The sequence below is a fragment of the Micromonospora sp. NPDC048040 genome (genome assembly GCF_055587185.1).
Genome location: NZ_JBVJGT010000023.1, coordinates 57,690 through 69,287, shown reverse-complemented (window position 1 = coordinate 69,287; position 11,598 = coordinate 57,690). Strand labels below are relative to the sequence as shown.

General features: G+C 74.8%; 9 protein-coding genes and 1 pseudogene. 2 read left to right on the top strand and 8 right to left on the bottom strand.

Translation table 11 applies throughout. The features are described from left to right. Nucleotides 1-16: 16 nt before the first annotated feature. A complete protein-coding gene (locus tag ACZ6O2_RS21675) occupies nt 17-715 on the bottom strand; it encodes a DUF305 domain-containing protein (RefSeq protein ID WP_466024068.1) in 699 nt (232 codons plus the stop codon). Nucleotides 716-852: 137 nt separating this feature from the next. On the opposite strand from ACZ6O2_RS21675, the gene ACZ6O2_RS21670 reads away from it, so the two are divergent. Continuing rightward, complete coding sequence (locus ACZ6O2_RS21670; protein WP_466024067.1) at nt 853-2,304, top strand: LVIVD repeat-containing protein; 1,452 nt, start codon at nt 853-855, stop codon at nt 2,302-2,304. A 96-nt stretch (nt 2,305-2,400) separates the two neighbouring features. Here the strand turns inward: ACZ6O2_RS21670 and ACZ6O2_RS21665 are convergent, their stop codons facing one another. From ACZ6O2_RS21665 to ACZ6O2_RS21635, 7 genes and pseudogenes are all read right to left on the bottom strand, one after another. Next, a complete protein-coding gene (locus ACZ6O2_RS21665) occupies nt 2,401-3,408 on the bottom strand; it encodes a linear amide C-N hydrolase (protein ID WP_466024066.1) in 1,008 nt (335 codons plus the stop codon). A gap of 82 nt (nt 3,409-3,490) precedes the next feature. Then, a complete protein-coding gene (locus ACZ6O2_RS21660) occupies nt 3,491-4,423 on the bottom strand; it encodes a PfkB family carbohydrate kinase (RefSeq protein WP_466024083.1) in 933 nt (310 codons plus the stop codon). Between the two features lie 123 nt (nt 4,424-4,546). After that, a pseudogene (locus ACZ6O2_RS21655) lies at nt 4,547-4,675 on the bottom strand (MerR family DNA-binding transcriptional regulator); the annotation flags it as partial. A gap of 54 nt (nt 4,676-4,729) precedes the next feature. Next, nucleotides 4,730-6,340 carry an asparagine synthetase B family protein gene (locus ACZ6O2_RS21650; RefSeq protein ID WP_466024065.1) on the bottom strand — a complete coding sequence of 537 codons (1,611 nt, stop codon included), beginning with the start codon at nt 6,338-6,340 and terminating at the stop codon, nt 4,730-4,732. A 4-nt stretch (nt 6,341-6,344) separates the two neighbouring features. Further along, complete coding sequence (locus ACZ6O2_RS21645) at nt 6,345-7,304, bottom strand: DUF5715 family protein (protein WP_466024064.1); 960 nt, start codon at nt 7,302-7,304, stop codon at nt 6,345-6,347. 140 nt (nt 7,305-7,444) lie between these two features. Continuing rightward, complete coding sequence (locus tag ACZ6O2_RS21640; RefSeq protein ID WP_466024063.1) at nt 7,445-8,239, bottom strand: isocitrate lyase/PEP mutase family protein; 795 nt, start codon at nt 8,237-8,239, stop codon at nt 7,445-7,447. A gap of 168 nt (nt 8,240-8,407) precedes the next feature. Next, nucleotides 8,408-9,154 carry an ArsR/SmtB family transcription factor gene (locus ACZ6O2_RS21635; protein WP_466024062.1) on the bottom strand — a complete coding sequence of 249 codons (747 nt, stop codon included), beginning with the start codon at nt 9,152-9,154 and terminating at the stop codon, nt 8,408-8,410. A 131-nt stretch (nt 9,155-9,285) separates the two neighbouring features. Between ACZ6O2_RS21635 and ACZ6O2_RS21630 the strand changes: the two genes are divergently transcribed. Continuing rightward, the gene (locus tag ACZ6O2_RS21630) at nt 9,286-11,505 is read left to right on the top strand and encodes a glycoside hydrolase family 43 protein (RefSeq protein WP_466024061.1); all 2,220 of its coding nucleotides are present in this window, start codon (nt 9,286-9,288) and stop codon (nt 11,503-11,505) included. Nucleotides 11,506-11,598 lie beyond the last annotated feature (93 nt).

Here is an 11,598-nt window from a genome sequence, read left to right as displayed (position 1 = left end):
CACCCGCCGGGCCGGGTCAGGGGGCCAGCACGTCGCGCATCCGGTCGATCTCGACGGCCTGCTCGGTGGCGACGGAGTTGGCGAACTCCGACAGGGTGAGGTCGGCGCCGACCTTGAGCAGGTCGGTGGCCATCTGGACCGCGCCCTGGTGGTGCTCGGTCATCATCCGGACGAAGAGCCGGTCGAACTCGGCGCCCCGCGCGACCGCGAGCTGGCGCATCGCCTCGGGCGACTGCATGCCCCGCATGGTCCCGTGGTCGTGCCCCGGCGCGTCCGGGGAGAGCCCACGGGTCTGCAGCCAGCCCCGCATCATGCCGATCTCCGGGCCCTGGCTGGCCCGGATCCGCTCGGCGAGGGCGCGCAGGTCCGGGTCGGCGACGCGGCCCGGGGCCAGCGCGGCCATCTCCAGGGCCTGGGCGTGGTGCGGGATCATCATCCGGACGAACCAGACGTCCATGGAGTTGTGCCGGGACGTGGGGGCGGCGTCGCGCAGTTCCTCGGCGGGGCGGACCGCGGCGCTCTCCCCCGGTCGGCCCGGCACGATCACGGCGGGCCGGGCCGGATCGACGGGCGCCGACGCCGACGCGGGGGCGGCAACCGGCTGCGCGGGGGGCGCGGTCGAGTCGTCGCCGGACCGGGACAGGACGACGGCCACCACCGACACCACGAACACGGATGTGACGACGGCCAGGATCCGTGCGCGTCGGTTGATCATGGGCCACTCCGCCGGTAGAGGTCACGGCGATCGTATCCATTGACGGAGACACCAACATGTGACCCAGATCACATCGACGCATCTCATCGGACGGTAAGGTGTCGACAATCGCCAACCCCTTGCGAAGGGCCTCGCCGATGATCACACTTCGCACGCCGCGGGCCCGGCGGCTCACCACGGTAAGCCTGGCCGCGGCCGGCCTCCTCCTCGCCAGCGTCGCCACCGCCCCATCGGGAAATGCCGGGGTCGCGGCACCCTCGGCGCCCTCCGGCACGGTGGACACCACCTACACCATCCCCGGCGTCGACGAGATCGTCAGCAGCCCCAACCTTCGGCAGGTCGCCAACCTGCCGAAGCAGGCCCCGCTGAACGCCACGAACAGCGACCTCGCCTTCCAGGGCCGCTACGCCTTCGCCGGCAACTACAACGGGTTCGTCGTCTACGACGTCTCCCGGCCGACCGCGCCGACGGTCGTGTCGCAGGTCTACTGCCCCGGGTCGCAGAACGACATCTCCGTCCACGGCGACCTGCTCTTCCTCTCCACCGACGCGCCCCGCAGCGACGACTCCTGCAACAGCACCGGATCGTCGGCGACGGTCAAGGAGTCCTGGGAGGGCATCAAGGTCTTCGACATCAGCGACAAGGCCAACCCGCGCTACATCAAGGCGGTGGAGACGGCCTGCGGCTCGCACACCCACACCCTCGTGCCGGGCACGGACCGCAAGACGGTCTACCTGTACGTCTCGTCGTACAGCCCGCGCGCGGAGTTCCCGGACTGCCAGCCGCCGCACGACTCCATCTCCATCGTCAAGGTGCCGCTGAAGAATCCCACCGACGCGGCGGTCGTGGCCACGCCGAACGTCTTCCCGGACGGCGGCTACGAGGGCCGCCCGGGCGGGTCGGCGACCACCGGCTGCCACGACATCACCGCGTACCCGGAGAAGAACCTGGCCGCCGGCGCCTGCATGGGTGACGGCATCCTGATGGACATCTCGAACCGGGAGGCCCCGCGGGTCATCAACCAGGTCCGCGACACGGTCAACTTCGCGTTCTGGCACTCGGCCACGTTCAACAACTCCGGCACCAAGGTGATCTTCACCGACGAGCTGGGCGGCGGCGGCGCGGCCACCTGCAACGAGGCCATCGGTCCCAACCGGGGCGCCGACGCCATCTACGACATCACCGGTAGCGGCGACGCCCGGACGATGGTCTTCCGCAGCTACTACAAGATCCCCCGGCCCAACGCCGACACCGAGAACTGCGTGGCGCACAACGGCTCGCTGATCCCGGTGCTCGGGCGCGACATCATGGTCCAGGCGTGGTACCAGGGCGGCATCTCGGTCTTCGACTTCACCGACTCGGCCAACCCCCAGGAGATCGCGTTCTGGGAGCGGGGCCCGCTGTCGACCGAGCGGCTGACCGGCGGCGGTTCCTGGTCCGCGTACTACTACAACGGCTACATCTACTCCAACGACATGCAGAAGGGCTTCGACGTCCTGAAGCTGACCGACTGGCGGACCTGGACGGCGAACCTCGTCCGGTACCGCGAGCTGAACGTGCAGACCCAGCCCAGCTACCTCGGCTGGTAGTCGCACAACGCGCCGACGGGCCCGGCCCCCACCTCGGGGGCCGGGCCCGCCCGCGTTCCGGGTGCAGCCGGTTCCTCGCCGGGGACGTGCGGAAGCTCAGCTCACCGGGAGCTGGTAACGCCGCTCGCCGCCGCCGGTCGCGGTGGTCAGCCGGACCTCGCCGCTGCGCAGGCCGTACGTCACCGACCAGCGGGTGTGCGACTGGCGTACGTCGTTGAGGATCTCGAACGCCGCCGGGGCGTCCGCCGTGCCGCCCGTCCGGTCGAGGGCCGCGGCGATCACGCCGTAGCGGTGGTCGGCCCGGCGACGCTGCTCGTCCACCCCGACGACCGGCACGTTGGTCAGCGCCCGCCAGTCGCCCCGCCCCTTCTCGACCGACATCTTCCCGTCGACGAACTCGACCACGGCCGACGCCCCGGTCGCGTCGGCGAGCAGGTAGTGCAGCGGCGGCCCGTCGGTGAAGTCGAGGTTGTACCGCCCGAACACGGCCACCGCCTCGTCCACCGTGGCCGCCTGGTCGAGCACCAGACGCTGGATGCGGACCGACCCGACGGTGGCCTTGCCCGGGTCGGCGACGGCCCGCGCGCCGTCGTCGGCGGCCAGCCCGATTGCCAGCCCCCGCTCGTTCATCCCGTCGAACGGCAGCAGCGGCGCGTTGAGCAGCCGCCGGTCGCCGGTCGGGTCGGGACCCACCCCGAGGTAGGCCATGTCCACCACGGAGATCGAGGCGTACCCGTCGGGAGGATCGGTGCGCAGCACCAGTGCCGGGTTGGCGTCCCAGTCGAAGTTGCGGGCGAACAACGGCCGCGCCGGGTCGCCGGTGGCGGCGAAGAGGGAGCAGCCGAACGCCTTCGCCGGGCGCGCGTCGGTGCCGACCGTCGCGTCGTACGCCCCGACGTAGGTCATCTCGTACATCGGAAGGTCGTTGACCTTGCGCAGGCTGGCCAGGGTCTTCTCGACCTCGCCCGGCTCCTGGCGGGAGGCGCTGGGCGTGCCGACGGGCGTCGGTGCTCCCGGCGGCGCCGGCGGACCGGGCTCCGCGCTGGAACAGGCGGTCACGGCGAGCAGCAGGGCGACACCGGCGCCCAGGAGAGTCCTCCGCATATCTTCTGGACGCTAGGGCAGGAATCGAGGGTTGTCCACCGGCCGATCGGTCGCCCCGGCGCGGGACCGGCGGGCCGGACGGTCAGCCGGCGGGGATCCGGTCGAGCTGCTCCCGGATCGCCTCGTCGGTCAGCGCCGGCCGGCCGCCGGGGTGGCCGACGGTGGCGCCGGCGGCCGCTACGGCACAGCGGGCGACCCGGTCGCGGGGCTCGCCGCGCAGCAGGCCGACGGTCAACGCGGCGACGAACGCGTCCCCGGCGCCGGTGCTGTCCACCGTGGGTGTCCGGCTCAGCGGCAGGAACAGCTCGCCGTCCGGCCAGACGAACGCGTTGCCCTCCCCGGCCACCTCGATCGCCAGCAGGGACGGGCCGCGCCGCAGCAGCCTGCGCCCGCCGGCGAGCCCGCCCTCGGCGTCCCGCGGCGCGTCGCCGGTGATCAGCTCGACCTCCTGCGCGTCGGCCCGCAGCACGTCGGCGAGGGCGAGCAACTCGTCGGCGTCGGCCGGGTCGGTCGGGGCGCCGTCGAGCACGACCAGCCGGCCGGCCTCCCGGGCGGTCCGGGCCGCGACCAGGGCGGCCCGCGCCGGCTGTTGCAGCTGCACCAGGACGGCCCGCGCGGCGCGCAGCGCGTCGGCCGCCCCGGCCACGTCCCCGGGGGTGAGCAGGGTGGCCCTCGGCAGGTCCTCCAGGTAGCGCCAGTGGGCCTCGGCGTCGACCACGTCGACGATGAGCCCGGTGGGGATGCCCGGCCGGCGCAGCACCCGCGCGACGTCGATCCCGTCGGCCCGCGCCTGCGCCAGCAGCCGCTCCCCCACCTCGTCGTCGCCGACCACGGCGAGCAGCCCGACCGACGCGCCGAGCTGGGCGAGCCCGACGGCCTGGTTGGCCCCCTTGCCGCCGAGCAGCTCGCGGCGGCGCCGCACGGGGGCGCTGCCTCCGGCCTCCGGCACCTCGTCGACCAGCAGCACGAGGTCCCGCGCCACCTGCCCGACCACCACCACGTCCAGTTGCGTCATGTCACCGGTACTACCCCCGGCCCGATCTGTCACGCTCGCCGAGGGACACGCCGGCCGGCGCCGACCCGGCCCCGGGCGTGGTGGACGCTCAGGCCGGGAAGACCGGCAGTTGCAGCTCGGTGACGCCGTGTAGTAGCGGTAGCCGGTGTGCAGGTCGACCGAGGCCGGGCGGAGCAGACCGATGCTGTCGTAGTGGCGCAGCATCCGCACCGACACCCGGCCCAGTCGGGCGAAGTCTCCGATGGTGAACATGGCCCCCTACGGTCGACGCTGACACGGTGTCAGAGTCAACCCGGGCGCGTCAGCTCACCCTGGCAGCGGGGCCTCGTCGCCCCGGGTGCGGCGCGGGCCGACCAGCCGGCGCACCATCGGCGCGGCGTTCCACTTCGCCGCGCCGACCAGGTCCCGGGCGTGCTCCAGCATGGTGTAGTCGGGCCGGGCCCGGCCGGCGGCGAGCGCCCGGTCGAGGTCGTTGCCGCAGCGGGTGAGCACGCTGTCGAAGTCGCGGCGGACCGGTTCCAGCAGGTGGTAGCCGAACGACCGGTGCAGTCGGGCGAAGAGCGGCTTGTACAGCCGGGCCCGCTCGTGCAGGCCGGACGAGTACGACATCGGGTTCTTCGGCCGGCGCCGCACGTATTCGGGCAGCAGGTCGGCGAAGGCCCGCCGGACGATCCACTTCTCCTGCCCCTCGCGCATCTTCAGCCCGATCGGCAGCCGCATCGCCAGCTCCACCACGCTCAGGTCGAGGAACGGCACGCGGGCCTCCACCCCGTGCCCCATGCTGGCCCGGTCGACGCGCTGCAACTCCGTACGGCAGAGGTTGCGGATCTTGTGCAGGAAGAGCCGGCGGGACGCCTCGGGGCCGACCTCGTGGTACATCGGGTAGCCGCCGAACAGCTCGTCCGAGCCGTCCCCGGTCAGCACCACCTTCACGCCCAGCTCGCGCAGTCGGCGGAAGAGCGGCACGGAGACCACCGCGTTGATGATGTCGCCGTACTCGGTCAGCTCGGAGATCCGGATGGCCTCCCGGATGTCGGCGAGCCGGATGTCGCGCGGGCGCAGCTCGACCACCTCGTGCGGCACCCCCAGGTCCCGCGCCAACCGCCGCGCGTACGCCACGTCGGGGCTGTCCGGCACCCCGACGGTGACCGCGACGCAGTCGGGGTGCATCTCGCGTACGTGCAGCAGGGTCAGCGAGCTGTCCAGCCCGCCGGAGAGCACCACCCCGACGGTGAGGTCGGTGTCCACCCGTGTCCGGATGCTGTCGGTGAGGGCGGCACGGACGAGCAGGGCGGCCTCGTCCGGGTCGTCCACCACCGACAGCCCGTCACCGAGGGCGAGCAGGTCGACGTACGCGCGCAGCCGGACCTGCCCGTCGGGCTCGGCCCAGCCGTGGTGCCCGGGCGGCACCTCGCCGATCGGGACGCCGTGCCCGACCAGCGCCTTCACCTCGCTGGCGACGTGCAGGCAGCCGGGCGTCCGGGCCCAGTACAGGGGCTTCACGCCGAGCGGGTCCCGGACCAGCCAGGCGCGGCCCGTGGCGCGTTCCACGACGGCGAAGGCGTACTCGCCGCGCAGCCGGGTGACCATGCCCTCGCCCCACTGCAGGAACGCGGCGAGCACGACCTCCGTGTCGCTGGCGCTACGGAAGCGGTGCCCGAGCCGGACCAGCTCCGCGCGCAGCTCGTGGTGGTTGAAGACCTCGCCGTTGTAGCAGAGCAGCCACCGCTCGTCGACGGAGGTCCACGGCTGCACGGCGCGCTCCCGGTCCACCACCTTCAACCGTCGGGTGCCGGCGAACAGGCCGTTCTCGTAGCGGGCCTCGGTGACCTCGCCGCGGGGGGCCAGGGTGGCGAGCATCCGCCGGAAGATCGCCGGATCGGCCTCGGGGCCGAGGCTCAACGCGATGCCGCACATCGGCTCAGACCCCCATCTCGGCTTCGTACGCCCGGCGCAGCCGCCGGCCGCTGGCGGGCGCGAGACACAGGTGCCACGCCTGCCCCTCGTCGACCACGTTGACCTCGCCGGCCCGCTGCCGGGCCAGCAGCAGCTCGGCGAGGGTGTCCCGGACGCCGAAGCGGCCGAACCACGCCAGCTCGACGTCGACCGCCCAGCCCAGGCAGTGGCCGCTGGGGACCATGGCGGCGTACCCGAGGCGGCGCAGCCGGTGCTGGTGCTCGGCGCTGCGGACCAGGCTGGTCACCCACAGCGGCGGGGTGGCGGGCGGGGTGTTGGCGGCGAACTCCCGGCCGATGTCGTTGAGCAGCGCCACGACCTCCCGGCGGGCCCGCCGGAAACGCAGCCCGGCGGTGCGCGGCGTGGCGTCGGGCCACAGTCGGCGGCGGGCCGCCCGCAGCCCGCGTCCGAACAGCGTCCTCGGCTGCTCGGTGTAGCAGAACCGGAGCAGGCCGCGGCGGCGCAGCCACTCCAGGTCGACCAGATCGGGGCTGGCGTCGACCTGGGCGTCGGTGCGGAAGGTCGGCGCGTCCCGCCACCACATCACGTCGACGCGGGAGAGCAGGTAGATGCGGACCAGTGCGGTGAGGTCGGCGGCGGAGCTGCGCGGGTTTGGCTGGTAGCGGGCCATCTCCAGCAGCAGCGTCTCGCGGGCGCCGACGAGCCCCTGGGGGGTGGCGTCGAGCACCGCGGCGATCGCGGGCTCGCGCAGCCGGTCGTCGATCAGCACCTGCCGCGCCGCCGTGCAGGACGCCCCGGCCAGGGCGCCCACCTCGACCACCAGGTCGGCGACGGCCGCCCGGTAGGCGTCGAGGTCCGGCGGGGCAGGGCGGGGCGGCGTGCCGGGAACCCGCCGGCGGGCGCGGGCTGCGGGTGTGACGGAGGGCCCGGGCTGCTGCCCCGGACTTCGGCTGGGCACTCGCATGGTCGGGTCCTCTCTCCCGTCATGACATCACTGTGTGCATCGCCCTACGCACAACGTAACCAGGCGCGACGGGATAAGTGCGAACAATCCTCTTATCTCCTCCTAAGGGGCGGTTCCGGGGTGTGGGCGGGCACGAACGCCTAGGGCCGGGACGCGGCGCTCAACCGCTGCACCTCGGCGTACGAGGGCGGTTCCCGGTGCGGCGCGGCGCCGGACCGGACGGCGTCCAGGGCGTCCAGGGCGGCACCGAGCGCGGCCCGGAACAGCAGCGAGCCCGTGCTCACCCGGGCCACACCGAGCGCCCGCAGCTCGTCGAGGGTGGGCCCGCCCGGGCGGTGCAGCACGTTCAGCGGCAGGTCGATCTCCGCGACGAGGGCGCCGACGGTGTCGGCGTCCGGCGCCGCGGGCACGAAGATCCCGTCGGCGCCGGCATCCGCGTACGCCCTGGCCCGGGCCAGGGTCGCCGGCAGCGGGTCGGGCGTCCCCAGCCACCACGTGTCGGTGCGGGCGTTGACGAACAGGGCCGGCGCCGCGGCCTTGACGGCGGCCACCTTGGCCGCGGTCAGCGCCGGCGGGGCGAGAGTGCCGTCGGCCCGGCCGTCCTCGATGTTGATCCCGACCACCCCGAGGGCGGCCAGCTCGGCCGCCAGGTCGGCCACGGCCGCCGGGTCGTCGGCGCAGCCCGCCTCCACGTCGACGCTCAGCAGCACCGGGAGGCCGCGCAGCGCCCGGGCCAGCCGGAGGTTCTCCGCCCGGGTGGCCGCCGCCGCGTCCGGCAGCCCGGCGGCGGCGGCGACCCCGAGGCTCGTGGTGCCGACCGCCGGGTACCCGCGCGCGGCGAACGCGGCGGCGCTGGCGTGGTCCCAGGCGTTGGGCAGCAGCAGCGGCCGGTCCGCGTGGTGCAGGGCGTGGAAGGCGGCGCAGCGCTCGTTCATCGGGTTTCCACCTCGGCACTCGTCGGGACGCGCGACAGCGCGTGCGGTTGGTACGTCACCGGGGCGGCGGCCGTCCGGCACCGGCGCCGCAGCCGGATTCCTTCGTTTCCGCCGAACCGTCGGCCCCACCGTGCGGCACGGACCCCGGGTCGGACGGACGCGAGCCGGTCAGGCTCGGCCGCCGCCGGTCTCCGGTGCGGCGGCGGGCGCCAGGTCGGCCGGGGCGAGGCCGAGCGCGGTGGCCAGCGCGGGACCGCCGGCCGGGGTCAGCCGGACGGCGCGGCCACCGCCCCGGGTGAGCCAGCCCACCTCGAAGAAGCGGTCGCACAGCGCCGCGCCCAACGCCCCGGCCAGGTGCGGGCGGCGTTCGGTCCAGTCGAGGCAGTCGCGCATCAGGGGGCGGCGGCCGGCCCGCAGCGGCGCGACCGGCACCCCGAGCCCGTCCAGCCACCCCAGCCCGGCCGGGGTCAGCGCCAGGCCGTCGGCGCCGTCGAGCAGCCCGCGGTCGAGCATCGTGTCCCGCAGCAACACGCCGAGGCGGCCGGCCAGGTGGTCGTAGCAGGTGCGGGCGTACGCCAGGGCGGCGTCGGCACGGGCGGCGCGCAGCGAGCGGACGGGCCGGGGCCGCGCCGGCGCGTGGCCGGCCAGGTCCTCGATCAGCTGGGCCACCGAGGGGCCGGCGAGCCGGACGTAGCGGTGCCGCCCCTGCCGCTGCTCGACCAGCAGACCACCCCGGACCAGGCGGGTGAGGTGGTCGCTGACGGTGGAGGGCGCCACCCCGGCGAGCCGGGCCAACTCGCCGGCCGCCCACGCCCGGCCGTCGAGCAGGGCCAGGCAGATGCGGGCGCGGGTGTCGTCGGCGAGCAGGGCGGCGAGCCGGGCCAGGGTCGGGCCGTCCGTGGCGGTGGTGGTCACGGACCCATGCTGGCACGGGCACGTTCCGGTGCCCACCGAAGCGTCGCCCGCGTCTTTACAACGTTGTATCCAACGTTGTAGAAACGGACCCAGTGATCCAGGTCGACTTCTCCCCACCCGAGGCAGGTCTGATGGGACATCTCCGCCGCGCCGGCGCGCTCGCCGCCGCCATCGGTCTGGCCCTGGCCGCGACGGCGTCCGCGCCGGCCGCCGCCGCGCCCGACCCCCGTTACCGCAACCCGGTCTCGGCCGGGTTCGCCGACACCTTCGCCGACCCGGTGGTCGTCCGTGGTGGGGACGGTTTCTGGTACGCGTACGGCACCACCGACCCGTTGCGCGAGGGCGAGGGGACCTTCCACCGGGTGCCCACCGCCCGCTCCGCCGACCTGGTCGACTGGACGTACGTCGGGGACGCCTTCGGCGCCGACCAGCGCCCGGCGTACGCGGCGCCCGGCGCCGGCTTCTGGGCCCCCGACGTGCGCCGGGTCGGCGACCGCTGGGTCATGTACGTGACCGTCACCGACACCACCGTCTCCCCCGACGGCGGCGACTTCGCCGTCGGCGCGGCCACCGCGCCCACCCCGACCGGCCCGTGGACCTTCGCCGACGAGCCCGTGGTCGCGCCCCGCCCCGGCGGTGGCGGCGGCTGGCTGTGGACCATCGACCCGAGCCAGTTCACCGACGTCGACGGCCGGCACTACCTCTACTACGGCAGCTACTACGGCGGCATCTCCGTCACCGAACTCACCCCCGACGGGCTGCGCGCCGTCGGCACGCCGACGCCGGTCGCCATCGACAACAAGTTCGAAGGCAGCCACGTGCTGCGCCGCGACGGCTGGTACTACCTGTTCGCCTCCACCGCCAACTGCTGCGCCGGCCCGGCCACCGGCTACTCCGTCCACGTCGGCCGGTCGCGCAGCCCGCGCGGCCCGTTCGTGGACCGCGACGGCATCCCGCTGACCGCCTCCCGGGCCGGCGGCACCCCCGTGCTCGCCCAGAACGGCAACCGCTGGATCGGCACCGGCCACAACGGCTTCCTGACCGACCTGTCCGGCCAGGACTGGATCGTCTACCACGCCATCGACCGGGCCGACCCGTACCTGGACGAGCCGTTCGGCATCAACGAGCGGCCGATGCTGCTCGACCGCCTCGACTGGATCGACGGCTGGCCGACCGTGAACGCCGGCGCCGGCCCGTCGGAGGGCGCGCGGCCCGCGCCGGTCACCACCGGCCGGGTGGACGAACGCTTCGACGCCGGCCTCGCCGGCTGGCGGGCCACCGCCGGGGACTGGCGGGTCGCCGACGGCCGGCTCACCGGCAGCGGCACGCTGACCGGCCGTACGACCGTCGGCGGGGACGGGCGCGCGGAGGTCGACCTGCGGCCCACCGCCACCGGGGCCGCCGGGCTCACCCTCGGCGACCGCGTCGCGGTGCGGGTGGACGCCGCCACCGGCAGGCTGGTCGCCCGGGACGGCGCCCGCACCGCGAGCGCGCCGCTGCCCGCCGGCTTCGACGCGGCGGCCGGGCAGAACCTCGCCGTCGAGGTACGCGGCCGGCAGCTCACGGCCGAGCTGAGCCCGGCCCGGCTCGGCGACCAGGTGGCGGGGCTGTCGCTGCGGCTGGACCGGCCGGTCGTCGGCCGGATCGCGCTGACCGCCACCGGCGGGGACGCCGGGTTCGACAACGTCAGCGTCGCCCTGCTGCACCGGCCGGTGCGGCACGCCGCGCCCGAGCCCCGGGCCGGCGGCCTGCTGCCGGCGTTCTCCGACGAGTTCACCGACGGACTCGACCCGGCGTGGCGGTGGGTCCGGCCGGACCCGGCGGCCACCGTGTCCGGCGGGGCGCTCCGCTGGCCCGTGCAGGGCGCCGACCTGACCGGCACCGGCAACAGCGCCGGCGTGCTGCTGCGCGACGCGCCGACGGGCGACTACGTCGTGGAGACGAAGGTGACGCTCGACCTCGGCGAGGAGACCGTGCGCAACTACCAGCAGGCCGGCCTGGTCGCCTACGTCGACGACGACCGCTTCGCCCGGCTGGCGCAGGTCGCCATCTGGAACACCCGCCAGGTCGAGTACGGCTACGAGCTGCCCTTCGCCGGCCGGCCGGTGTACGGCGGCAACATCGTCGGCACCCCGGCGACCACCACCTGGCTGCGGCTGGCGCACCGGGTCGACCCGGCCACCGGCGAGCACGAGTTCCGGGCCGGCTCCAGCCGGGACGGGTGGAACTGGACGTGGGGCGGGGTGTGGACCTTCCCGGCCGACACCACCCCGCGGATCGGGCTGGTCGCCCACGGCGGCGCCGAGCCGGCGCTCACCGCGCAGTTCGACTACGTGCGCCTCCACCGCTGAACGGGTCGGGCCCCTGCCGTCGAGGGGCGGCGGGGGCCCGCCGGCCGGAGCTTCTCGCGGCAGGGGCGGTCCGGCCTGTGCGGTCGGGCCGGT